The organism is Streptomyces sp. NPDC056160 (assembly GCF_042268205.1).
Taxonomy (GTDB): domain Bacteria; phylum Actinomycetota; class Actinomycetes; order Streptomycetales; family Streptomycetaceae; genus Streptomyces.
In genome coordinates this window covers 1-23433 of sequence record NZ_JBHJUW010000010.1, presented here as the reverse complement: position 1 = coordinate 23433, position 23433 = coordinate 1, and the positions used below count along the sequence as shown (strand labels likewise).

General features: G+C 73.3%; 21 protein-coding genes. 13 read left to right on the top strand and 8 right to left on the bottom strand.

The features are described from left to right. Nucleotides 1-26: 26 nt before the first annotated feature. The 7 genes from ACFC02_RS05645 to ACFC02_RS05615 all read left to right on the top strand — a co-directional run bounded on the left by ACFC02_RS05645 (nucleotide 27) and on the right by ACFC02_RS05615 (nucleotide 7064). The gene (locus tag ACFC02_RS05645; RefSeq protein WP_376352624.1) at nucleotides 27-572 is read left to right on the top strand and encodes an SH3 domain-containing protein; all 546 of its coding nucleotides are present in this window, start codon (nucleotides 27-29) and stop codon (nucleotides 570-572) included. Nucleotides 573-615: 43 nt separating this feature from the next. Continuing rightward, a complete protein-coding gene (locus ACFC02_RS05640; RefSeq protein WP_376352621.1) occupies nucleotides 616-1998 on the top strand; it encodes an FtsW/RodA/SpoVE family cell cycle protein in 1383 nt (460 codons plus the stop codon). 103 nt (nucleotides 1999-2101) lie between these two features. Further along, nucleotides 2102-3577 carry a penicillin-binding transpeptidase domain-containing protein gene (locus tag ACFC02_RS05635; protein ID WP_376352619.1) on the top strand — a complete coding sequence of 492 codons (1476 nt, stop codon included), beginning with the start codon at nucleotides 2102-2104 and terminating at the stop codon, nucleotides 3575-3577. Between the two features lie 132 nt (nucleotides 3578-3709). After that, a complete protein-coding gene (locus ACFC02_RS05630) occupies nucleotides 3710-4648 on the top strand; it encodes a diiron oxygenase (RefSeq protein ID WP_376352616.1) in 939 nt (312 codons plus the stop codon). Nucleotides 4649-4729: 81 nt separating this feature from the next. After that, entirely contained in the window at nucleotides 4730-5386 is a 657-nt protein-coding gene (locus ACFC02_RS05625; protein ID WP_360969383.1) for a helix-turn-helix domain-containing protein, read from the top strand. Between the two features lie 10 nt (nucleotides 5387-5396). Further along, the gene (locus tag ACFC02_RS05620) at nucleotides 5397-5705 is read left to right on the top strand and encodes a hypothetical protein (RefSeq protein ID WP_376352614.1); all 309 of its coding nucleotides are present in this window, start codon (nucleotides 5397-5399) and stop codon (nucleotides 5703-5705) included. A gap of 102 nt (nucleotides 5706-5807) precedes the next feature. After that, nucleotides 5808-7064 (top strand): C40 family peptidase, encoded by a 1257-nt coding sequence (locus ACFC02_RS05615; protein WP_376352611.1) that lies wholly within the window; start codon nucleotides 5808-5810, stop codon nucleotides 7062-7064. A gap of 90 nt (nucleotides 7065-7154) precedes the next feature. On the opposite strand, the gene ACFC02_RS05610 is transcribed toward ACFC02_RS05615, so the two are convergent. From ACFC02_RS05610 to ACFC02_RS05590, 5 genes are read right to left on the bottom strand one after another with little or no spacing between them, the layout of a single operon-like run. After that, a complete protein-coding gene (locus ACFC02_RS05610) occupies nucleotides 7155-8420 on the bottom strand; it encodes a styrene monooxygenase/indole monooxygenase family protein (RefSeq protein WP_376352608.1) in 1266 nt (421 codons plus the stop codon). 40 nt (nucleotides 8421-8460) lie between these two features. After that, a complete protein-coding gene (locus ACFC02_RS05605; RefSeq protein WP_376352605.1) occupies nucleotides 8461-9114 on the bottom strand; it encodes an ATP/GTP-binding protein in 654 nt (217 codons plus the stop codon). Continuing rightward, on the bottom strand, nucleotides 9095-9517 hold the full coding sequence (locus tag ACFC02_RS05600; protein ID WP_376352602.1) for a DUF742 domain-containing protein: 423 nt from the start codon (nucleotides 9515-9517) through the stop codon (nucleotides 9095-9097). The genes ACFC02_RS05605 and ACFC02_RS05600 overlap by 20 nt, the downstream gene beginning before the upstream one ends. Beyond that, the gene (locus ACFC02_RS05595; RefSeq protein ID WP_376352600.1) at nucleotides 9514-10017 is read right to left on the bottom strand and encodes a roadblock/LC7 domain-containing protein; all 504 of its coding nucleotides are present in this window, start codon (nucleotides 10015-10017) and stop codon (nucleotides 9514-9516) included. Before ACFC02_RS05595 ends, ACFC02_RS05600 begins: the two co-directional genes overlap by 4 nt. After that, on the bottom strand, nucleotides 10014-13361 hold the full coding sequence (locus ACFC02_RS05590; RefSeq protein WP_376352598.1) for a nitrate- and nitrite sensing domain-containing protein: 3348 nt from the start codon (nucleotides 13359-13361) through the stop codon (nucleotides 10014-10016). The genes ACFC02_RS05595 and ACFC02_RS05590 overlap by 4 nt, the downstream gene beginning before the upstream one ends. Nucleotides 13362-13770: 409 nt before the next feature. Between ACFC02_RS05590 and ACFC02_RS05585 the strand changes: the two genes are divergently transcribed. After that, complete coding sequence (locus ACFC02_RS05585) at nucleotides 13771-14556, top strand: protein phosphatase 2C domain-containing protein (RefSeq protein WP_376352596.1); 786 nt, start codon at nucleotides 13771-13773, stop codon at nucleotides 14554-14556. 72 nt (nucleotides 14557-14628) lie between these two features. On the opposite strand, the gene ACFC02_RS05580 is transcribed toward ACFC02_RS05585, so the two are convergent. Then, nucleotides 14629-15132 carry a MarR family transcriptional regulator gene (locus ACFC02_RS05580; protein WP_360969398.1) on the bottom strand — a complete coding sequence of 168 codons (504 nt, stop codon included), beginning with the start codon at nucleotides 15130-15132 and terminating at the stop codon, nucleotides 14629-14631. A gap of 280 nt (nucleotides 15133-15412) precedes the next feature. Between ACFC02_RS05580 and ACFC02_RS05575 the strand changes: the two genes are divergently transcribed. Then, nucleotides 15413-16243: a lysozyme gene (locus tag ACFC02_RS05575; protein ID WP_376352592.1), complete on the top strand. Its 831-nt coding sequence runs from the start codon at nucleotides 15413-15415 to the stop codon at nucleotides 16241-16243. Between the two features lie 107 nt (nucleotides 16244-16350). Here the strand turns inward: ACFC02_RS05575 and lon are convergent, their stop codons facing one another. Together lon and ACFC02_RS05565 are read right to left on the bottom strand one after the other, a co-directional pair. Beyond that, nucleotides 16351-18774, bottom strand: coding sequence for an endopeptidase La (lon, locus tag ACFC02_RS05570; protein WP_376352589.1), 2424 nt, complete (start codon nucleotides 18772-18774; stop codon nucleotides 16351-16353). A gap of 267 nt (nucleotides 18775-19041) precedes the next feature. Next, the gene (locus tag ACFC02_RS05565; RefSeq protein WP_376352586.1) at nucleotides 19042-19890 is read right to left on the bottom strand and encodes a rhomboid-like protein; all 849 of its coding nucleotides are present in this window, start codon (nucleotides 19888-19890) and stop codon (nucleotides 19042-19044) included. Between the two features lie 238 nt (nucleotides 19891-20128). On the opposite strand from ACFC02_RS05565, the gene ACFC02_RS05560 reads away from it, so the two are divergent. The 4 genes from ACFC02_RS05560 to ACFC02_RS05545 form a co-directional block, all read left to right on the top strand. Beyond that, nucleotides 20129-20806 (top strand): spermidine synthase, encoded by a 678-nt coding sequence (locus ACFC02_RS05560; protein WP_376352584.1) that lies wholly within the window; start codon nucleotides 20129-20131, stop codon nucleotides 20804-20806. 123 nt (nucleotides 20807-20929) lie between these two features. Then, nucleotides 20930-21667 (top strand): response regulator transcription factor, encoded by a 738-nt coding sequence (locus ACFC02_RS05555; RefSeq protein ID WP_360969406.1) that lies wholly within the window; start codon nucleotides 20930-20932, stop codon nucleotides 21665-21667. Further along, complete coding sequence (locus tag ACFC02_RS05550; RefSeq protein WP_376352581.1) at nucleotides 21664-22782, top strand: ATP-binding protein; 1119 nt, start codon at nucleotides 21664-21666, stop codon at nucleotides 22780-22782. The genes ACFC02_RS05555 and ACFC02_RS05550 overlap by 4 nt, the downstream gene beginning before the upstream one ends. Nucleotides 22783-23063: 281 nt before the next feature. Then, nucleotides 23064-23433 (top strand): hypothetical protein (locus tag ACFC02_RS05545; RefSeq protein WP_376352580.1); only part of this gene is annotated, 370 nt, incomplete at its 3' end.

Sequence of the window (23433 nt, the reverse complement as noted above, 5' to 3'; positions counted from 1 at the left end):
TCAGCCGCCTCAGGTGGAGGTTGTCCATGCCCCTGCGTTCCCCGCTCGCCCGGCTGGCCGTGACGGCCGCCGCCACCGCCCTCCTGGCCACCGCCGTCGCACCGGCCGTCGCCCTGGCCGGCCCCGACACCCCCGGCGCCCCCGGCGCCCCGGCGGCCGGCCCCGGACCCGCCGGCGGCCACGCGAACCCGCCCGCCCCGCACCCCACCCCCACCCCCACCCCCACCCCCCGGCCCGCCGGCCAGTCCGCGCCCCGCCCCACCGCACCCGCACCCGCACCGGCCGCCTCCTCCGCCACGTCCCGGCCGCCGGTCGGCGGCACGACCGCCGACCGGGCCTTCTACCGGGGGCGCGTCACCGCCCGCGGCGGCCTCGCGCTGCGTTCGCGCGCGGACCGCGGCAGCCGGGTGCTGCGCGTCGCCCGGCAGGGCGAGACCGTCTGGATCTACTGCAAGACGAACGGTTCGAACGTGAGCGGCAACCACCTGTGGTACCTGCTCGCGGACGGTGCCTGGACGTGGGGCTCGGCCCGCTTCATCGACAACGTCGGGCCCTCGCCCCGCTGGTGCTGACCATCGGAACGCCTGACAAGCATGTTCTGGTGAGGTCCCGGGAATGACGAAGGCCGGAATGACCGGGACCACCGGAAGCCCGGTGGCAGCGGCGGACCCGTCCGCGCCGGGCACCGCACGCCTGCCCCGGCGACGCGGCATCGAACTCACCCTGATCGTCCTCGCCGTCCTGCTCTCCGTGTACGGCTACTGCGCCGTCGGGCTGGCCAAGCACGGCACCGTCCCACCCGGCGCCGCCGGTTACGGCGCCGGGCTCGGCGTGCTCGCGCTGCTCGCGCACGGCGCGGTGCGCCTGCGGGCGCCGTACGCCGACCCGCTGCTGCTGCCCATCGGCGTGCTGCTGAACGGGCTCGGCCTGGTGCTGATCTACCGCCTGGACCTGGAGACGCCGGGCGAGCGGGCGGCGCCGGTCCAACTGGTGTGGTCCACTCTGGGCGTGGGGCTGTTCACGCTGGTGGTCCTCGTGCTGCGCGACCACCGCTGGCTCCAGCGGTACGCGTACGTGTGCGTCGTGGCCGCGCTCGCGCTGCTCACGCTGCCCATCCTCTTCCCCGCCGTCAACGGCGCCCGCATCTGGATCCGGCTCGGCGGGTTCTCGTTCCAGCCGGGCGAGTTCGCGAAGGTGCTCCTCGCGGTGTTCTTCGCCGCGTACCTCGCCGCGAACCGCAGCGCGCTGGCGTACACCGGCCGCCGGGTCTGGCGGATGCAACTGCCCACCGGCCGGGTACTCGGGCCGGTCGTCGCGGTCTGGCTGCTGAGCGTCGGCGTGCTGGTGCTGGAGCGCGACCTCGGGACCTCGCTGCTGTTCTTCGGGCTCTTCGTCGTGATGCTGTACATCGCCACCGGCCGCACCGGCTGGATCGCCCTCGGGCTGCTGCTCGCCGCGGCGGGCGCCCTCGCCGTCGGCTGGCTGGAGCCACACGTGCACAGCCGGGTGGCGGAGTGGCTGCACCCGTTCGCGTCCATCGAGGCCGGGCGGGGTCCCGGCCAGGTCGCCCAGTCGCTGTTCTCGTTCGCGGCGGGCGGGGTGCTGGGCACCGGCCTCGGGCTCGGCCACTCCATCCTGGTCGGCTTCGCGGTCAAGTCGGACTTCATCCTGGCGACCGCCGGGGAGGAACTGGGCCTGGCGGGCCTCTCCGCGGTCTTCCTGCTGTACGCCCTGCTCGTCGAGCGCGGCTACCGGGCGGGCCTCGCCCTGCGCGACCCCTTCGGCCGGCTCCTCGCGGTGGGTCTCGCCTCCATCGTGGCGCTCCAGGTCTTCGTGATCGCGGGCGGGGTGACCGGGCTGATCCCGCTGACCGGCATGGCGATGCCGTTCCTGGCCCAGGGCGGCTCGTCGGTGGTCACCAACTGGGCGATCGTGGCGCTGCTGATCCGGATCAGTCATGTGGCACGGCGGCAGTACGACGGGACGGTGGCGCCGTGAGGGGCGGCCGGCCCGGAACACACGGTGCCGCGGTGAGGGGCGGCCGGCCCGACACACACAGCGCCGCGGTGAGGGGCGGGCGGCCCGGCGCGGGGGGTGCGCGGTGACCCGGTACATCCGGCGGGCCGCCGCCTTTGGCGTACTGCTGCTGGTGGCGCTGCTGGTGAACACCGCCTGGCTCCAGGTGCTCCAGGGCCCCTCCTACGGCGGCAACCCGGCCAACCGCCGCCCCACCATCGCCCGGTACGAGCAGCCGCGCGGGGAGATCCTGGTCGGGGGGCGGCCGGTGACCGGCTCCCGGGACACCGGCGAACAGCTCCGCTTCGAACGGACGTACGCCGAGGGTCCGTTGTACGCGCCGGTCACCGGGTTCGCCTCACAGCGCTACGGGACGACGTTCCTGGAGCACGCCGAGGACCGGGTGCTGTCGGGGACCGATCCGCTGCTGGCCGGGTTCCCGCTGTGGCACGACTTCACCCGGGGGCAGCCCGCCGGCGGCAACGTGGAGACGACCCTGAACGCGGCGGCGCAGCGTGCGGCGTTCGACGGGCTGGGCGCGCGCAAGGGGGCGGTCGCGGCGGTCGAACCGGCAACGGGGCGGATCCTGGCACTGGTGTCCACACCGTCGTACGACCCGGCGGAACTGTCCGGGAACGGGCCCGCGGTGACGGCGGCCTGGGCGCGGCTGAACGACGACCCGGAGAAGCCGATGCTCAACCGGGCGGTGCGGCAGACGTATCCGCCGGGTTCGACGTTCAAGGTGGTGACCGCGGCGGCGGCGCTGGACACGGGACTGGTCACGGACCTGGACGCGCGGACCGACTCGCCGGACCCCTACCGGCTGCCCGGCAGCACCACGCGGCTGGTCAACGAGGGCGACGACTGCGAGAACGCGTCCTTGCGCTTCGCCTTCGAGTGGTCGTGCAACACCGTGTTCGCCAAGCTCGGCGTGGACGTCGGCGCGCGGGCCATGCGGCAGGCGGCGGAGGGCTTCGGCTTCGACGACCCGGACCTGAAGGTGCCCTTCGCGGTGGCGCCGAGCACGTTCGAGGCGCCCGCGGACCGGGCGCAGCTGGCGCTGTCGTCGATCGGGCAGTACAACACGCGGGCGACGCCGTTGCAGATGGCGATGGTCGCGGCGGCGGTCGCGAACGGCGGCGAGGTGCGCGTGCCGTACCTCGTGGAGCGGACCACGCGCAGCGGCGGCAGCCCGGTGTCGGCAGCCGGTTCCCGGCCGGTGCGGCAGGTGATGCGGCCGACGACCGCGGCGCGGCTGCGGGAGCTGATGTGCGACGTGGTGACCGACGGCACCGGCGGCAACGCCGCGATCCCGGGGGCCGTCGTGGGCGGCAAGACGGGCACGGCCCAGCACGGCGTGGGCAATACGGGGACGCCGTACGCGTGGTTCGTCTCGTGGGCGCAGGGCGTGGACGACATGGACCCGCGGGTGGCGGTCGCGGTGGTCGTGGAGGACGCCTCGGCCCGGCGCGGGGACATCAGCGGGGGCGGTACGGCGGCCCCGATCGCGAAGGCCGTGATGGAGGCGGTGCTGCACTCGCCGCGGAAGCCGGTTGCGTAGACGCCGGGTCAACAAGTCCCGCCCAGGGGATTGACGCGCTTGCTGACACGCAGTCTCATAAGAGACGGGCGAACTGACCCCCGAGTAACCAGCCGATCCAGCCACATCCCCGTACGACGAGGTGGGACAGCCATGACGACCGTGACGGAAGCCGACGCGCTCGCCGGACTGCGCGACGCGCTCGGCCTGCTCAAGGACCGGGAGCAGGTGGCCGAGCGGCTGCTCGACTCTTCCGCCAAGCACTCCTTCGACCCGGACAAGGAGCTGGACTGGGAGGCACCCTTCGAGGAGGGCAAGTGGTTCTGGCCGCCGGAGCTGGTGTCGCTGTACGGCACCCCGCTGTGGAAGCGGATGAGCGAGGAGCAGCGGATCCTGCTCTCCCAGCACGAGGCCGCCGCGCTCGCCTCCCTCGGCATCTGGTTCGAGCTGATCCTGATGCAGCTGCTCGTCCGCCACGTCTACGACAAGCCGGCCACGAGCGCGCACGTGCGCTACGCCCTCACCGAGATCGAGGACGAGTGCCGGCACTCGAAGATGTTCGCCCGCCTGATCACCCGCGGCGGCACCCCCTGGTACCCGGTGAGCCCCGCCCACCAGCACCTCGGCCGGCTCTTCAAGACCATCTCCACCACCCCCGGCTCCTTCACCGCCACCCTGCTCGGCGAGGAGGTGCTCGACTGGATGCAGCGCCTGACCTTCCCCGACGAGCGAATACAGCCGCTGGTCCGCGGGGTCACCCGCATCCACGTCGTGGAGGAGGCACGGCACGTGCGCTACGCCCGCGAGGAGCTGCGCCGGCAGATGGTGACGGCGCCGCGGTGGTCGAAGGAGTTCACCCGGGTCACCTCCGGCGAGTTCGCCCGGGTGTTCTCCATCGCCTTCGTCAACCCCGAGGTGTACTCGAACGTGGGGCTGGACAGGCGCGAGGCCATGGCCCAGGTGAAGGCCAGCGGGCACCGGCGCGAGATCATGCAGACGGGCGCCAAGCGGCTCACGGACTTCCTCGACGACATCGGGGTGCTGCGCGGTGTCGGACGGCAGCTGTGGCGGTCCTCGGGCCTGCTGGCGTAACCGGCCGTGGACGCGCGGGGGCGCGGGGCCGGACCCGCTCGTCCCGACCGTACGGGGTGGCCACCGATTACGCTGCTGGTCATGAGCCCTGCCGCCCCGACCCCCGCCTACCGCCGCCTCAGCGTCGAGGAACGGCGTGCTCAGCTGCTGGAGGCGGCGCTGTCCCTCTTCGCGCACCGCGCGCCCGAGGAGGTCTCGCTGGACGACGTGGCGGAGGCGGCCGGGGTGTCCCGGCCGCTGGTCTACCGGTACTTCCCCGGCGGCAAGCAGCAACTGTACGAGGCCGCGCTGCGCTCCGCCGCCGACGAGCTGCGGCACTGCTTCGACGAGCCGCGCACCGGCCCCCTGCTGCCGCGCCTCGCCCGCGCCCTCGACCGCTACCTGGCCTTCGTCGACCAGCACGACGCCGGGTTCAGCGCGCTGCTCCAGGGCGGCAGCGTGGTGGAGACGTCCCGGACGACCGCCATCGTGGACGGGGTGCGCCGGGCCGCCGCCGAGCACATCCTCAGCCACCTGCGGGTCACCGACCCCGGGCCGCGGCTGCGGATGACCGTGCGGATGTGGATCACGGCCGTGGAGGCCGCCTCCCTGATCTGGCTCGACGAGGACAAGCAGCCGCCGCTCGGGGAGCTGCGGGACTGGCTCGTCGAACAGTTCGTGGCCGTCCTGACGGTGACCGCCGCCCGCGACGCGCAGACCGCCGCCCTGGTCCAGGGCCTGACCTCGGCGGATGACTGACACTGGTGCCGTGAAGAGCGAAGAGACCCCGTTCGAGGGCGGCCCCATGGACGGCCGGGTGCTGCCCGTACTGGTGGGCCCCACCGGCCACCCCCCGAAGACGTACCGCATCCCGGTCCCGGACGCGGCGGGCGGCCCGCCCACCGTGCTCGTCTACCGGCGGGTGCCGCGCGGACAGAGCAGGAGGCTGGGGCTGCCGCAGGGGTGGAAGTACGAGTTCGATCCGGAGGCGAATCGGGGCGGCCGGCTGAAGTGGCCCTGGTCCCGTCCGGAGCCCCGGAACGGCCCGGAGGGCAAGCCGGGTGACACCGGCGGGTGACCGCGTTGCGCCGACCGGCGCAACGCGGGCCCACAAATCGGCTCATACGTCCAATCCTCACGGTGTGGAGCGGAGAGACCGCCCCGCGCCGGAGGTGATGTCGTGTCAAGAAGGGCGCTGCGCCTGGTGAGTACGGCGGCGTTGGCGGCACAGGCCGCCCTCGTGCCGGTGACCGCCACCGCCGAACCACGGCCGGCCGGCCCCGGTCAGCCGTCCGGACCGCCGCCGGGCCTGTCGCCGCAGCGGTCCTCGGGCCTGCCGGCGGAGCGGCCGTCGGGGCCGCCGTCCGTGCAGCCGCCCGGACAGCCGTCCGTCGCCGCGCGTCTGACGGGGTTTCAGACGCTGTACCGGCAGGCGGAGCAGGCCACCGTGACCTACGCCGCCGCCGCGCAGCGACTGGCGCGGCAGCGTGCCGAGACCGACCGGCTGACCGCCGCCCTCACCCGGGCCCGGCTCGCCCTGCGCGACGGCCGGGCGGCCGCCGGGCGGCTGGCCCGGCAGGAGTACCAGGGCACCAGCTCCTTCTCCCCCTACCTGCGGCTGATGCTGGCCCGCGACCCGCAGCACGCGCTGGAGGAGGGCCACATCATCGGGCAACTGGCGCGGGAGCGCGCCGAGACGGTGGCCCGGCTGACGGCGGCCGAGAGGAAGGCGGACGACCTGGCGCGCGCGGCCCGCACCGCGCTCGACGCCCGCCTCGCCCTCACCCGGCGGCAGCAGCGGGCCCGCGACGACGTCCGCGGGAAACTGCACGAGATCGAGAAGCTGCTCGCCGCGCTCAGCCCGGCGCGGCTGACCGCACTCGCCGCGTTGGAGGCGGACGGGATCGCCCGCGCGCAGACCAGGCTCCTGGCCTCCGGGGCGCTCGGCGACGACAGGCCGCCCACCCCGCAGGGCGAGGCGGCCGTGCGCTACGCGGTGGGCCAGCTCGGCAAGCCCTACCAGTGGGGCGCTGCCGGCCCGGCGGCGTACGACTGCTCGGGCCTGACCTCGCGGGCCTGGGGCCAGGCCGGCCTGCCCATCCCGCGCACCAGCCAGGAGCAGTGGGCCCGGCTCAGGCACGTACCGCTGGAGGAGCTGCGCCCAGGCGACCTGGTGGTGTACTTCCCCAAGGCCACCCATGTCGCCCTCTACCTCGGCGCCGGCCTGGTGGTGCAGGCGCCGCGGCCGGGCACGACGGTGAAGGTGTCGCCGCTGGCCGCCAACCCGGTGCTGGGCGCGGTCCGCCCCGACCCGGCAGGCAGGCCCCTGCCGCGCTACACGCCGCCGAGGCTCCCCGCGCTCCCCGGGAACACGCCCGGTGGACCGGCCGCGGGCCCGTCGAAGGACACGGGCCCGTCGAAGCCGACAGTGCTGTAGGACCATGACCTGTAGGACCCGGTCCTGGGTCAGGGCCCTGCGGGTCCGGGCCCTGCGGGTCCGGGTGCTACAGGACCGGTTCCAACGGGGCTAGGCCGCCGGGCCGGCGCCCGTGACCTCGGCCAGGTAGGCCTCCGTCTTCGCCGGCTCGTAGAAGAAGTTCTCGAAGTCGGCCGGGTCGTTGAAGCCGTTGGCGAAGCGGTCGGCGACCGGCTGGAGCTGACCGCCGGCGCCGAGCAGGTTCAGGACGTGCTCCGGCGGCGGGGCGAGCATGGCGTTCGTCCACTTGGTGACGTGCTGACCGGTGCTCCAGTAGCGCTCGAACGTCTGCTGCATCCACTCCTCGTCGAACGGCTTGTCACCGTGTTCGAGGATCGAGGCGAGGTAGGTGGCGGCGCACTTGGACGCCGAGTTGGAACCCTGTCCGGTGATCGGGTCGTTGGCGACGACGACGTCCGCGACCCCGAGGACCAGGCCGCCGCCGGGCAGCCGGCCGACCGGCTTGCGCACGGTGGGCGGGTAGCGGCCGGCGAGGGTGCCGCCGGCGTCGGTGAGTTCGACGTGCGTGGCCCGCTCGTACTCCCAGGGCGTGAACCGGCGCATGAGGTCCAGCGTCAGGGCCAGGTGCTGAGCCGGGTCCTTGATGCCCTGGAAGACGTCGAGGGGACCGCCGGGTATGCCTTCCAGGAACAGGATGTCGGCGCGGCCGGAGAGGGTGTACGTCGGCATGACGAACAGCTCGCCGACCCCGGGGACCAAGTTGCAGCGGACCGCGTCGAAGTCCGGGTGCTCCGGACGCGGGCCCAGCCCGTGCACGTACGACACCGCGAGCGCGCGCTGCGGCTCGGTGTACGGGGAGCGCTCGGCGTCCCGCTCGAACATCGTCACCAGCTCGCCCTTGCCCGCCGAGACGAGGACGAGGTCGTAGGCGCGCGAGAAGTAGTCGAGGTCGCCGACGGCCGCGCCGTGGATGACGAGCTGGCCGCCGCGCTGCGCGAAGGTCTCCATCCAGCCGGCCATCTTCACCCGCTGGTCGACCGACTGCGCGTACCCGTCGAGGCGGCCCACCCAGTCGATCGCGCGCTGCGAGGGACCCGGGTCGAAGGAGCCGGGGGCGGCGACCGAGACGCCGAGGCCCTCGATCCGCGGGGCCTGGGCCTCCCAGAAGTTCAGCTGCAGGTCACGCTCGTGCTGGAGCGCGGTGTGGAACATGCACTGCGTCGACATGACCCGGCCGGAGCGGATCTCGTCCGCGGTCCGGTTGGACATCAGGGTGACCTCGTACCCGTGCGACTGGAGGCCGAGGGCGAGCTGGAGGCCGGACTGACCGGCCCCCACGACGAGTATCTTGCGCATGCGGGTGGTGCCTCCTACGGCTTCTGGACTGCTCGAGGGATCATTCGGGGGTTTCCTCGAGCGCGTGGGCCACGAGGGCCAGCAGGGTCTCGACGGCCGATATCCGGCGCCGCGCGTCCATGATCATGACAGGTATGTGCGCGGGGATCGTGAGCGCCTCCCGGACGTCCTCCGGTGCGAACAGCTCACTGCCGTCGAAGTGGTTGACCGCCACGACGTACGGCAGCCCGCAGCTCTCGAAGTAGTCCAGGGCCGGGAAGCAGTCCTTCAGCCGGCGGGTGTCCGCCAGCACGACGGCGCCGATGGCGCCCCGCACCAGGTCGTCCCACATGAACCAGAACCGCTGCTGGCCCGGCGTGCCGAACAGGTACAGCACCAGGTCGTCGTCGAGCGTGACCCGGCCGAAGTCCATGGCGACGGTCGTACTCACCTTGCCGGGCGTGGCGGTGAGGTCGTCGGTCTCGGCGCTCGCCTGGGTCATCAGCGCCTCGGTCTGCAGCGGCGTGATCTCCGAGACGGCGGTGACCAGCGTCGTCTTGCCCACGCCGAAGCCGCCGGCCACCACGATCTTCGTGGCGATCGGCGCCCGGGTACGGTCCGTCTGCCAGGGCAGCAGCGTCTCGTCGGGCTCGTCGAACGGGGCGACTCCGGTCGCCAAGGAGGAGACGGCGGAGTCAGAGACGGCGGAGTCCACTCAGCACCCTTTCCAGCAGAGCGCGGTCCGGACGGCCGGTGCCGTGACCGGTTCCGGTTCCGTACACACGAATCTTTCCCTGGTCCGCGAGGTCGCTCAGGAGCACGCGGACCACACCGAGCGGCATCTTCAGCAGCGCGGCGATCTCGGCCACCGTACGCATCCGGCGGCACAGTTCGACGATGGCCCGCATCTCCGGCATGACCCGGGACGAGAGCGGCGCACTCGTCAGTTCCAGGCGCTCCTCGGCGGGTCCGAGTTCGGCGGTGCTCGCCACGAACGTCTCCACGAGCAGGACGTGCCCGAAGCGGGTGCGTCCGCCGGTGAGCGAGTACGGGCGGACCCTGGCGGGTTTTCGGACTCCGCCGCGGACCGGGAGCTGTTGCCTCGGCACACCGCTCATCGGGCACTCCCCGCCGACTCGGACTCCAGTGACCTGCGCAGCTCGCTGCGGAGTTCGGGCGTCAGGACATGCCCGGCGCGGCCCACGAAGAGCGCCATGTGGTACGCCACCACGCTCATGTCGCACTCCGCGGAGCCGTGCACGCCGAGCAGCGAGCCGTCGCTGATCGACATCACGAACAGGCTGCCCTCGTCCATCGCGACCATCGTGTGCTTGACCGCGCCGGAGTCCATCAGCCTGGCCGCCCCGATGGTGAGGCTGCCGATGCCGGAGACGATGGTGGCGAGGTCGGCGGCGGAGCCCCGCGGGCCTGCGGGGGCCGCCGAGCGGGGCCGGCGGGCCGCGCTGTTGCGGCCGGGGTCGGAGGAGAGGAGCAGGAGGCCGTCGGAGGAGACCACGGCGACGGATTCGATGCCGGGCACCTCCTCGACCAGATTGGTCAGCAGCCAGTGCAGGTTGCGGGCCTCACTGCTCAGTCCGAAGGTGGTGGGCGCTGTCAACTGCTTGCCTCCTCGACTGTGCCCCCCGTGGATTCCTCGGCTTGCGTACGGGGCACCGGCGCCGGCCGGCGGTTCTGGTCCGTCCGGTCCGCGATCTCGGCCTCCACGTCGCGGTAACCGGCCTGGGCTCCGCGGCGGAAGCCGCCCAGGCGGCGGCGGAGGGCCTCGGCGTCCACCGAGCCGGTGCGCTGGCGCGGGGCGTGGGCGGGTGTGGTGATTCTGGGGGTGCGCTTGGGGAGGCCCTTGGCGGTCAGGGCCTCTTCCGGCACGCGCGCGTGCTCGGCGCCGTGGTCGTCGCCGGGCTCGTACGCGTTCTCGCTCCCGTCGCCGTCCCCGGCTCCGGCCGGGCGCGCGGGGGCGGGAGCGGCCGGGTCGGAGGCAGGGGGCGCCGCGGGTGCGGAACCGGCCGGCTCGCGCGCGGGCGCCGCTCCCGGCCAGGGGACGTCGTCGAACGCCGAGGTCGACCGGGGGGCGGAGGTCTCTTCCGGGGCGGAGGGCGTCCGGGGCACCGGGCCCGTCCCGGGCGTGGGCGCGGCTTGCGGCCAGGGCGCGTCGTCCTCGGCCGGGGAAACCGCCCCGGACCCGGAGGACGCCCCGGCCACGGGCGTCGGACCCGACGCGAACGCGGTCGCCGAGCCGGAGTCCGCCTCGGCCTCAGAAGCCGGCCCGCGCCCGAACGCCTCTCCCGGCGCGTGGGGCCCACCGGACCCGAAGGACGCGCGGGGCACGGAAACCGTCCCCGACGTGTAAGCCGTCCCGGCCGCGGGGGCCGCTCCCGACCAGGGGGTGGCCCCGGTGCCGGAGTCCGCCCCGGTGCCGGAGTCCGCCCCCGGCAGAGGGCTCGTCCCGGGCCCGCTTGCGGGCGCGGGGGCCTGGGGCCGACCGGGCTGTGTCTCCGTCGTGGCCGCCAAAGACTCGCCGGCGGCGCCGGGGGCCGCGCTGCCCTCGGGCGGGGCGGGAGCCCCTTCCGGGACGGGAGGCGGGAGCAGCAGCTCCATCGTCGTCTCGGCCGGGGACTCCGGCGGTGTCGTTCCCTGTGTGCCGTGGACCGCCTCGGACGCGCGTACCGCCTGTTCCGCCAGGGCGACCAGCGGGTCGGTGCCGTCTTCCTGGGCGCGGGCGTGCAGGACGTTGGAGTTGGCCTCGGCGTCGGCGCCGGGGAGGGCGAAGGTGCCGGTGCCCGTCCGGTCGGGGCCCGCCGCCGGGACGGCGGAGGCCGGGGCGGGGGCGAGCAGCGGCTGGGGCAGGACGACGACGGCCGCCGTACCACCCTGCTTCTGCTCGCGCAGCTGGACGCGCACACCGTGCCGGTGGCCGAGGCGGGCCACCACGTAGAGGCCGAGGCCCAGGTCCTTGGCCCCCTCCTCGCCGTCCTGGTCGTAGGCGGCGTCCGGGTCGAGGTCGGCGAGGCGGGCGTTGAGCCGGGTCAGCCGCTCGCCGTCCACGCCGATGCCCTCGTCCTGGACGGAGAGCATGATCTCGCCGTTCTCCAGGAGCCAGCCGGAGACCTCCACGGGCCGGTCCGGCGGGGAGAAGGAGGTGGCGTTCTCCAGGAGTTCGGCCAGCAGGTGGGAGAGGTCGTCGGCGGCGAAGCCGGCCACGTGCGCGTGCGGGGGCAGCGCGGCGATGCGGACCCGTTCGTAGCGCTCGATCTCGCTGACCGCGGCGCGTACGACGTCGACCAGCGGGATCGGCCCGGCGTGCTGCTGGACGTGCTCGGTACCGGCCAGCACGAGGAGGTTCTCGCTGTGCCGACGCATGACCGTGGCGAAGTGGTCGAGCTTGAAGAGGGTGGCGAGGCGGTCGGGGTCCTGCTCGCGTTCCTCCAGGCCCTCGATGACGGTGAGCTGCCGCTCGACCAGGCCGAGGGTGCGCAGCGCCAGGTTGACGAAGGTGGCGCCGATGCCGGCGCGCGTCCGCTCCAGCCGGGCCGTCGCCTCGGCGAGTTCGGCGCGCAGTTCCTCGCGGGCGTCGGCCATCTTCTGCCGCTGGCCGACCAGGTGCTTGCGGTCGGCCTCCAGGGTGGCGACCCGTTCGGCGAGGGCGGCGGCCTGGGTGTGCAGGGTGTTGACGGAGCGGATGACCTGGGCGTACTCGTCGTTGCGGCCGTTGAAGCGGATCGGTTCCTCGGCGGCGGGGTCCTCGGCGCCGGCCAGCCGGGCGGAGCCCAGGCGCAGGACGGCCAGCGGGCGGGTGAGGGTGCGGGCCAGGGCGGTGGCGATGCCGACGGCGAGGAGCAGCAGGGCGCCGAGCAGGGCGATGCGCAGCTCCAGCGCGGTGACGTCGTCGTCGCGGAGTTTCGCCAGGTCCTTGGTGCGGTGGTCGTAGAGGGAGGACTCGGCGCCGCGCATCAGGTCGATCCGGGCCGTGAGGGCGGCGTCGGCCTTCTTGGTGCTGGTGGTGAGGTCGGCGTCGGAGAGCGAGGGCTGGTCGGTGAGCTTGGCCAGGTAGCCCGCGGCGGAGTTGGCCTCGGGGCCGGTGACGGTGGAGTCGTAGGAGTGGCGGGCCGCCTCGGGCGCGGTCTCGCGGAACGCGGCGAGGGCGGCGTCGGAGCGGACCCGGGCCTGCTGGGCGGCCGCGCTGAGGGCGTCGCGCTGCTTGGTGTCGGCCTTGCTGGAGCTGGTCGTCTCGGTCGGCAGGCCGGTGACCGGGTCGTAGGCGGTCCGCGTGGTGTACGGCACGGCGAGGGCGGCGAGCAGGAGCCCGCGGGTGGCGGCGGCCTGCTGGACCGCGGTGTCCAGTTCGGCGAGGGAGTGCGCCCCGGACCCGGCACGCGGGGGCATCTTCTCGGCCAGTTGTTCGGCGAGCCGGTGCAGTTCGGCGATGGTGGCGGAGTACGCCTGGTGGGCCTGGAGCGCGGTGCTCTGGCCGGTGAGCGCGGAGCGCCGCAGCGCGGCGATGCCGTCGAGGTCGGTGCGCAGCCAGGCCGGTGTGCCGGGGTCGGTGCGCACCTCGTCGACCTGGCGGTCCACACGCGTGCTGCGCTGTTCGGAGGGTGCCTTGGACCGGGGGCGGCCGGCGGCGACGTAGGAGGTGACCTCGTCGCGTTCGTCGGCCAGGGAGTGGGCGAGGGCGAGGGCGTCCTGGGTCTGCCCGGCGAGGGTGACCAGGGCCTGCGAGTCGCTCAGCCGGCCGGAGGCGTCGATCACGGCGGGCGCGCCGGCTCCGGCCACGACGGCGGCGACGACGGCGACGGAGACGACGAGGCGGTTGCGTACGCGCCTGGGGCGGCCCTCGCCCACGGGGGCGGCCGAGGGGGTGCCGGTCGTACGCTCCGGTCCCTCCGAGGTGGCCGTCTGCCTGCCTGTGCGCCGAGGCCGCTTCTTCTGCACCGGTGCTCGCATTCCTGTACTCGTGTACTCATGGGCCCGGGTGGCGCCTCGTCAGCTGGTGCGACTGCTGCGTCCACCCTCCCCCGGTCTCTCGCCGTCCGTGTGGCGCGAGCAGGGGGCCTGCATCGGTTTCCGACCCTCCCAGTGCCGGTGGGCAGTGGTCCCGCATCATCCGACCGGCCACCCGAAGGAGTGAACATCGGAGGCGAGTTGGCGGGCAAGTTCCTCCGGCGTGTGCGCGGGTGCCGTGCGGCGGGCCGGTTGGACGTCGGCGGCAGGCTTTGGCAGTATTCGCCGCCACGCCTTCCCGGAGTCCTCCATTCCACCCCAAATCAGGCGCCTGGCCTGTGGTCCTGCGTCAATTCCAAGGCGAATGGCCAACTTTGGCGGACCATGTGAAGGCCTGGTGCAGACTGGCTGGATGCGAACTGAGGTTGTTTCGGAGCCGGGCCTGCCGGATCACCCGAACGAGGACTTCGCCGCCGTCGCCCTGCCCGCCGACGGGCAGGGCGGGTGCCTGGTCGTCCTGGACGGGGTGACACCGGCGCCGGAGACGGGGTGTCTGCATTCGGTCCCCTGGTTCACGGCCCGTCTGGGCGGCGCCCTGACCGAACTGACCGTTTCGCGGCGGGATCTGACCTTGCGGGAGGTGCTCGCGCACACGATCCGCGGGACCGCCGCGGCACACGCTGCGACCTGTGACCTTTCTCACCCACGCACGCCGCAGGCAACCGTGGTGCTCGTGCGGTGGTCCGCCGATTCGGTCGAGTACCTGGTCCTGTCCGACTCGGTGCTCCTGCTGGAATCGGACGACGGCCTGGTCACCCCGGTCCTGGACGACCGGCTGGCCCGCCTGCCGCGTGCCTCGCTGGCCACCGACGCGCTCGTCGACGCCACCCTGCGCAACAAGGAGGGAGGCTTCTTCACCGCGGCGGCCGATCCCTCGGTGGCGGAACGGGCGGTGACGGGCACCGTGCCGCGCACCCGGATCCGCGCCGTGGCCGCCCTCACCGACGGGGCGGCGCGCTGGGTGGAGAAGTTCCACGAGGGCGACTGGACGCAGTGTCTCGGCCTCGTGCGCAAGGAGGGCGCCGGGGCCCTGGTGGACCGCGTACGACTCCTGGAGCGCTCCGACCGCGAGGAACGGGCGCACCTGGGCCGCAGCAAGACACACGACGACGCGACGGCGGTGTTCGTACGGATGTGAGCGCCGGCGTGGCTCACGCGGGCGGAGGCGGCGGGAGTGCCGGGCGGGGCCGACGGCGCCGCCCGCGGCGCCTCACTTCTCGTGTTTCTCCATGACGCCGTTCAGCTCGTGCAGCAGGCGGGCCAGTTCGGAGACCTCGCGGCGGTCCCAGTGGGCGAGCTGACTGACGTAGCGCTCCCGGCGGGCGTCGCGCACCTGGCCGACCCGGCGGCGGCCGTCATCGGTGAGCGCGATCAGCCAGGCCCGCCCGTCCGCGGGGTCCGGCTCGCGGGCGACGAGGCCCAGCTCCTCCAGGGCACGCAGCTGGCGGGACATGGTGGCCTTGCCGACGCCGATGTAGGCGGCGAGTGCCGTGGCACGCTGGCTGCCGTACTCGTCCAGCCGGGCCAGCAGTCCGTACGCCGAGGACTCCAGGCCCGGGTGGACCTCGCGGGCCATCTCGGCCTGGCTGGCCCGGGCGCGCCGGAGCAGTACGGTCAGCTCCCGTTCCAGGGACAGGAACTCCCGGTCCGCACCGCTTGCCCGCGCGGTGCCGAAGGCGGCTTCCCGGTGCTCGCCCCTTGCGTCTTCGTGCACGTCAGCCCCTGCCTGGAGTGTTGCCGGTCCTGAAAGTTCGCGCCGGCCGCCGTCATCGCCGCAGCTTGGTCAGTATTTCGCAGGCGTAGACCAACGGCGGACTCCGGGCCCCCTTCCCAGAGCCGTTCTACGTGCGTAGCTTCTTACCCAGGCAATGAATGGCATGCCCACGCCAGCGTCGCCCCCGGCGGGTCTCCCCAGGCCCGTGCTCCCCTCGTGCGACCGTGGGCCATGCCCGCGTTTCCCCCCACCGGGCACCACCGAACTTCGGAGGCACGTCATGCCCGTGCACAGATCCGGAACGGCCCGCATGCGGCGGCTGACCGCCGCGGGAGTCCTGCTCGCGGCGTTCTCCTTCTTCCTCACCGATCCCTCCTCGGCCGACACCGGCGCCGGCACCACGCCCGCCCGCGGCTCCGCCTACATGGGCATGGGCGTCGCGGCGCACGACGGACGCAGCGGCACCCCCACGACCGGTGACGCGACCCAGACCGAGGGCGTCGACGTCAGCGCCTACCAGGGCAACGTCGCCTGGTCCACCCTGTGGAGCAGCGGCGTGCGCTGGGCGTACACCAAGGCGACCGAGGGGACGTACTACACGAACCCCTACTTCACCCAGCAGTACAACGGCTCGTACAACGTCGGCATGATCCGCGGCTCGTACCACTTCGCCACCCCGGACACCACCAGCGGCGCGACCCAGGCCAACTACTTCGTCGACCACGGCGGCGGCTGGTCCAAGGACGGCAAGACCCTGCCGGGCGCCCTCGACATCGAGTGGAACCCCTACGGCGCCGCCTGCTACGGCAAGTCCGCGAGCGCGATGGTCAGCTGGATCGCCGACTTCCTCAACACCTACAAGGCGCGCACCGGCCGCGACGCCGTGATCTACACGGCCACCAGCTGGTGGACCCAGTGCACCGGCGACTACGGCGGCTTCGCCGGCAACAACCCGCTGTGGATCGCCCGGTACGCCTCGACCGTGGGGACGCTGCCGGCGGGCTGGGGCTACTACACGATGTGGCAGTACACCTCCTCCGGCCCGACCGTGGGCGACCACGACAGGTTCAACGGCGCACTGGACCGGGTGCAGGCCCTGGCCAACGGCTGAGCAGCCACAGCGGGCGGGAGCCGCGCGGCCGCGCACGTCCACACGTTCGGTGAAGGCCCGGGCCTCCCTCACGGGACCCGGGCCTCCCCTCATCCGGCAAGCGCCCGTCACGCCGCTGCCGGAACCTCCGCCTCCGCGCCGTTCACGGCCGGTGCGAGGGCCAGTTCCAGGACCTGGCGGACATCGGTGACGGCGTGGACGTCGAGCTTGTCCAGCACCTCCGCCGGGACGTCGTCCAGGTCGGGCTCGTTGCGCTTGGGGATGATCACGGTCGTCACGCCCGCCCGGTGCGCGGCGAGCAGCTTCTGCTTCACCCCGCCGATGGGCAGTACGCGTCCGGTCAGCGACACCTCGCCGGTCATCGCCACGTCCGTGCGGACCAGCCGGCCGGACAGGAGCGAGGCCAGCGCCGTGGTCATCGTGACACCCGCGCTCGGGCCGTCCTTGGGGACCGCGCCCGCCGGGAAGTGGATGTGCACGCCCCGGTCCTTCAGGTCGCCCACGGGCAGCTCCAGTTCGGCGCCGTGGCTGCGCAGGAAGCTGAGCGCGATCCGCGCGGACTCCTTCATCACGTCACCGAGCTGACCGGTCAGGGTCAGGCCCGCCGCGCCCGTCTCGGGGTCCGCGAGGGACGCCTCGACGTACAGCACGTCGCCGCCCGCCCCGGTGACCGCGAGGCCGGTGGCCACACCCGGCACCGCCGTGCGGCGCTCGGCCGGGTCCTGGGCGGACTCCGGCACGTGGTGCGGCCGGCCGATCAGTGCGCGCAGGTCGCCCTCGGTGACGGTGAACGGCAGCTTCCGCTCGCCCAGTTCGTGCTGGGCCGCCACCTTGCGCAGCAGCCGCGCGACGGACCGCTCCAGGGTGCGCACACCGGCCTCGCGGGTGTACTCGCCGGCGAGCCTGCGCAGCGCGCCCTCGTCGATCGTGACCTCTTCCCTGTCCAGCCCGGCCCGCTCCAGCTGGCGCGGGAGCAGGTGGTCGCGGGCGATGACGATCTTCTCGTCCTCGGTGTAGCCGTCCAGGCGCACGATCTCCATCCGGTCGGCGAGGGCCTCCGGGATGGCCTCCAGGACGTTGGCGGTGGCCAGGAAGACGACGTCCGACAGGTCCAGCTCGACCTCCAGGTAGTGGTCCCGGAAGGTGTGGTTCTGCGCCGGGTCCAGGACCTCCAGCAGGGCCGCGGCCGGGTCGCCGCGATAGTCGGAGCCGACCTTGTCGATCTCGTCGAGCAGGACCACCGGGTTCATCGACCCGGCCTCCTTGACGGCGCGCACGATCCGGCCGGGCAGCGCGCCGACGTAGGTGCGCCGGTGGCCGCGGATCTCGGCCTCGTCCCGGACGCCGCCGAGGGCGACCCGGACGAACTTGCGGCCCATCGCGTGGGCCACGGACTCGCCCAGGCTGGTCTTGCCGACACCGGGCGGGCCCACCAGCGCGAGCACGGCACCGCCGCGCCGGCCGCCGATCACGCCGAGGCCGCGGTCGCTGCGGCGCTTGCGCACCGCCAGGTACTCGGTGATCCGCTCCTTCACGTCCCTCAGGCCCGCGTGCTCGGCGTCCAGCACCGCCCGGGCGCCCTGGATGTCGTAGACGTCCTCGGTCCGCTCGTTCCACGGCAGTTCCAGGACGGTGTCCAGCCAGGTGCGGATCCAGGAGCCCTCGGGCGAGGCGTCGGAGGCGCGCTCCAGCTTGTCGACCTCCTTGAGTGCGGCCTCCCGTACGTGCTCGGGCAGGTCGGCGGCCTCGACGCGGGCGCGGTAGTCGTCGCTCTCCTCGCCCTCGCTCTCGCCGTTCAGCTCGCGCAGTTCCTTGCGGACGGCCTCCAGCTGACGGCGGAGCAGGAACTCGCGCTGCTGCTTGTCGACGCCTTCCTGGACGTCCTTGGCGATGGCCTCGGCGACGTCCTGCTCGGCGAGGTGGTCGCGCAGTTGCCGGGTGGCGAGCCGGAGGCGGGCCACGGGCTCGGCGGTCTCGAGCAGTTCGATCTTCTGTTCGGTCGTCAGGAACGGCGAGTAGCCGGAGTTGTCGGCGAGCGCGGAGACGTCGTCGATGGCCTGGACCCGGTCGACGACCTGCCAGGCGCCGCGCTTGCGCAGCCAGGCGGTGGCCAGGGCCTTGTACTCCTTCACCAGTTCGGCGACCTGGCCCGGAAGAGGGTCCGGCACGCTCTCGTCGATCCGGGTGCCCTCGACCCACAGCGCCGCACCCGGCCCGGTGGTGCCGGCCCCGATGCTCACCCGGCTCCGGCCGCGGATCAGCGCGCCCGGGTCGCCGTCGGCCAGCCGGCCGACCTGCTCGACGGTGCCCAGCACGCCGGTCTTCGCGTACGTCCCCTCGATGCGTGGCACCAGCAGCACCCTGGGCTTGCCGGGTTCGGAACGGACGGCGGCCTGCGCGGCCTCCACCGCGGCCCGTACCTCGGAGTCGCTCAGGTCCAGCGGGACCACCATCCCGGGCAGCACGACCTCGTCGTCGAGCGGCAGCACAGGCAGAGCGAGCGGTGTGAAGGCCGTGGACTCAGTAGCCATGATCTCCCCTTCGGCAGTCAAGTTGAGCTATGCCGACTCAATGCATGGCGACAGCCGATTGTTCCCCGGCGGCTGTTCGCCGTCAGCGATCACGGGGGGAGGAAAATTCCGGGGCGGGATCAGCGGGGGCACGGGCCCGGTCGGCAAGGGCCTGCCCGACCGGCCGGAGTGGACGCACGGCCGCTCGGGCAGGACAGCCCGGCCCGTCGCCGCGGGCCCGCGGCCGGCCGCGGAGGACAGGCCGGGCCGGCGCGGGCGCGCGGCTGTTCAGCGGGGCGCGGGGCGTCCGCGCCGCAGCACCGGCCAGCACGCGACACCGACCGCGAGGGAGATGAGGTGCCCCGCACTGGTCATCGGGTCCGTGAACGCCACCAGGTCCTCCAGCAGCATTCCGGCGAACGCGGCCAGCACGGGCCAGCGCACCCACGGACGCAGCAGGCCGCACAGCGCCCCGACGCTCGCGGCGACGCCGAAGCTGATCCCGTAGTCGAGGCGGTGCAGCGCACCGTCCGGCAGCCGGCCGGCCAGCACGGCCAGGCCCACGGGGACCTCGGTGGCGAGGGTGGCGAACACGTGCCCGAGGAGGAAGACACCCGCCGCGCGCAGCGCCCCGGTGCGGCGCTCCAGCGCGGTGAGCACCAGCAGGAAGCAGAGGGAGTACGCCGTCAGGACCCCGCCCGCGACCCACAGCGCGCTCGCCACCAGCACCGCCAGCGGCGCCCGCACCAGGTGGGCGACGTCCGTGCTGGAGCTCCGGTAGAGGACGTCCATCACGGAGGGCGTCGCGTACCGCGCGACCAGCGAGGTGCCGACGAGCACGGCCGCGTACCAGAAGGTGAACGGCGTCCCGCCCGGACTCGGCAGCAGCCGCCACGCCCGCTGCCCGCCGCCCCGGACGCCCCACGCGACCGCGAGCGCGGACGCCGGGCGGGCCCGGGAGGCCGGGACGGCCGGGGCGGTGGCGGACGCCGGGTTCACGGTGAGGTCCCCGGGGGTGTCCTGCCGGGCGGGCTCGCGCGCAGCGGCGACGGCGAGGGGGGCCGGGCGGGGCCGCTGCCGCGGCACGCCGTCCACCAGGCGCGGGGCCGCGGCGTCCGGGTCCGCAGTCCGTTCCACGGTGGGGCTCCTTCCGTCGGGCCTCCACCCTTCGCGTCCCGGAAGCCGCTGTCTATGATCGACGCCACCCGGCGGCCGATTCACAGCAACCTATTAACTTACTGGTGGACGCCGACCTCACCGTGCGCGCGGGCCCGTTGTCCGCCGCGGCCGCGAACGCGCCCCGCCGCAACGGGGCTCACCGGGCGTCACCCGTAATCCATGTGGCAGGAAGGGCCCGTTCGGGCAGGATGGCTCCATGAACGCCTCGTACGAGACGCCCGTGGTCCTGGACCGCCGCGAGGGCCCCCACGGGGAGGTCGTACTGCGCCGGCACGGTGAGCTGCTCCAGATCATCGCCAACGGCTGCTTCCTGATGGACACCTCCGACGGGCGCTCCGAACGGCTCCTGGTCGACGCCGCGCTCGCCGCCCTGGACGGCCGCCCGGCACCGCACGTGCTGATCGGCGGCCTGGGCGTCGGCTTCTCACTCGCGCACGCCGCGAGCGGGGAGCACTGGGGCCGGATCACGGTGGTCGAACGGGAGCCGGCGATCGTCGACTGGCACCGGGAGGGGCCGCTGGCCGCGCTGACGGCGACGGCACTGGCCGACCCGCGCACCGAGATCGTGGAGACCGATCTGGTCACCTACGTCAATGAGACGTCCGACACGTTCGACGCGCTGTGCCTCGACATCGACAACGGCCCCGGCTGGACCGTCACGGAGGGCAACGCGGAGCTGTACGCACCACCCGGACTGGCAAGCTGCGCAAGGGCGTTGAGACCCGGTGGAGTACTCGCCGTGTGGTCGGCGCAGCCGTCTCCGGAATTTGAAGGAACCTTGTGGAATGTCGGGTTCCAGCAGGTGCGCACCGAAGAGATCCCGGTTGCCCGGGGCGTACCGGACGTCGTGCACCTCGCCGTCAGGGCTGGATAGCAAAGGCACCGTGACTCCCCGTACGCTGCATCCCTGACGCCGATCATTCAAGCGTCAATCGCAACTACGCGCAGTCAAGGAATCACCCCACTGATTCCGGAAAGCACACCTCAGGGGCGGGCGATGGAGCAGACACACACCGCGCACAACGGCACGACGGCCGGACCGGGCGCACAGCGCCGGGTCCTGGTGGTCGAGGACGACCCGACCATCATGGACGCCATCGCCACCCGCCTGCGCGCCGAGGGCTTCCTGGTGCAGACCGCGGGCGACGGACCCAGTGCGGTCGACACCGCGGAGGCCTGGCAGCCCGACCTGCTGATCCTCGACATCATGCTGCCCGGCTTCGACGGCCTGGAGGTCTGCCGCCGGGTGCAGGCCCAGCGGCCGGTGCCCGTGCTGATGCTCACCGCGCGCGACGACGAGACGGACATGCTGGTCGGGCTCGGGGTCGGCGCCGACGACTACATGACCAAGCCGTTCTCGATGCGGGAGCTGGCGGCACGCGTGCACGTGCTGCTGCGCCGCGTGGAGCGGGCCGCGCTGGCCGCGGCCACCCCGCGCAGCGGCATCCTGCGCCTGGGCGAGCTGGAGATCGACCACGCCCAGCGCCGGGTCCGGGTGCGCAGCGAGGACGTCCACCTGACGCCGACCGAGTTCGACCTGCTGGTGTGCCTGGCGAACACCCCGCGCGCGGTGCTCTCCCGTGAGCAGCTGCTGGCGGAGGTGTGGGACTGGGCGGACGCCTCCGGCACCCGGACCGTCGACAGCCACATCAAGGCGCTGCGCCGGAAGATCGGCGCCGAGCGGATCCGTACGGTGCACGGGGTGGGCTACGCCCTGGAGACGCCCACCCCATGAGCGACGGGCCGGCCGCGCGGGGGGACCAGCCGGACCCCTGGGACGGCGGCGGGCGCGTCCGCCACCCCTTCTCGGTCAAGACCAAGCTGGGCGCGCTGGTCGTCATCGCGGTGCTGATCACCACCGGTCTGTCGATGATCGCGGTGCACACCAAGACCGAGCTGCGGTTCATCATGGTCTTCTCGATGATCGCCACGCTGCTGATCACCCAGTTCGTGGCGCACTCGCTCACCGCCCCGCTGGACGAGATGAACGCGGTCGCCCGCTCCATCTCGCACGGCAACTACACGCGCCGGGTGCGCGAGAACCGCCGCGACGAGCTGGGCGACCTGGCCCAGACCATCAACCGCATGGCGGACGAGCTGGCCGCCCAGGACCGTCAGCGCAAGGAGCTGGTGGCGAACGTCTCGCACGAGCTGCGCACGCCGATCGCGGGCCTGCGCGCGGTCCTGGAGAACATCGTCGACGGGGTCACCGAGGCCGACGCGGAGACGATGCGCACGGCCCTGAAGCAGACCGAGCGGCTGGGCCGCCTGGTAGAGACCCTGCTGGACCTGTCCCGCCTGGACAACGGCGTCGTCCCGCTGAAGACGCGGCGCTTCGAGGTGTGGCCGTACCTGTCGGGCGTGCTGAAGGAGGCCAACATGGTGGCCTCCGCGCGCGCGGGGATGGCCTCCGGCTCCGGCAGCCACACCCGTACGGACGTCCATCTGCGGCTCGACGTCGAGCCGCTGAGCCTCACCGCGCACGCGGACCCCGAGCGGATCCACCAGGTGGTCGCCAACCTGATCGACAACGCGGTCAAGCACAGCCCGCCGCACGGACGGGTGACGGTGCGGGCGCGGCGCGGGCCCCGGCCCGAGTCGCTGGAGCTGGAGGTCATCGACGAGGGTCCTGGCATCCCCCGCTCCGAGTGGCACCGCGTCTTCGAGCGCTTCAACCGGGGCGCCGTGAGCCGGCCGCACGGCCCGGGCAGCGACGGCGGTACGGGCCTGGGGCTGGCGATCGCCCGCTGGGCGGTGGATCTGCACGGCGGCCGGATCGGTGTGGCCGAATCCGATCGCGGCTGCCGGATCCTCATCACTCTTCCCGGGCTCCCCTCTGTGCCAAGTTGACGTAAAGTTCGATCCGGAACCTCAAGATCCACGAGCATCCGCGCAGCCGGACACGTGTGATCAGGCTGGGGCCTGCACCCTCCCCGGGTCAGGCCCGGGTGGCCCCTTCCCATTCACTGGCGAACCACGCTTGTTTCCCGCCATTTCAAGCCCCGAAACACAGCTTTCGATGTGACTTACGCGACGATGAACGGGCTCGACCTGACCTTCGCGCTCTTGGAGGCGTAGCCTTTATTCCCGCTGTCCATCACCTTGTGAAGCGGAAGAGGGCGGTTGCCGCCGTGTCGCCACAGTCCCCCAGTAACTCGAGCATCTCGACCGAGACCGACCAAGCCGGGAAGAACCCCGCAGCCGCGTTCGGTGCCAACGAGTGGCTCGTCGACGAGATCTATCAGCAGTACCTCCAGGACCCGAACTCCGTAGACCGTGCCTGGTGGGACTTCTTCGCCGACTACAAGCCGGGAGCCGCCGCGGCAGCCTCCACGGCTCCGGCGGGTACTGCGGCCGCGGGGGCCGCAGGGACCACCACCGCGGCTTCCCAGGCGCCCGCCGCCCCGGCCCAGCCCGCGCAGGCCCCGGCCGCTCCGGCCGCCGCGAAGCCCGCCGCTCCGGCACCGGCCGCTCCGGCCCCCGCTGCTGCGGCCCCGGCCC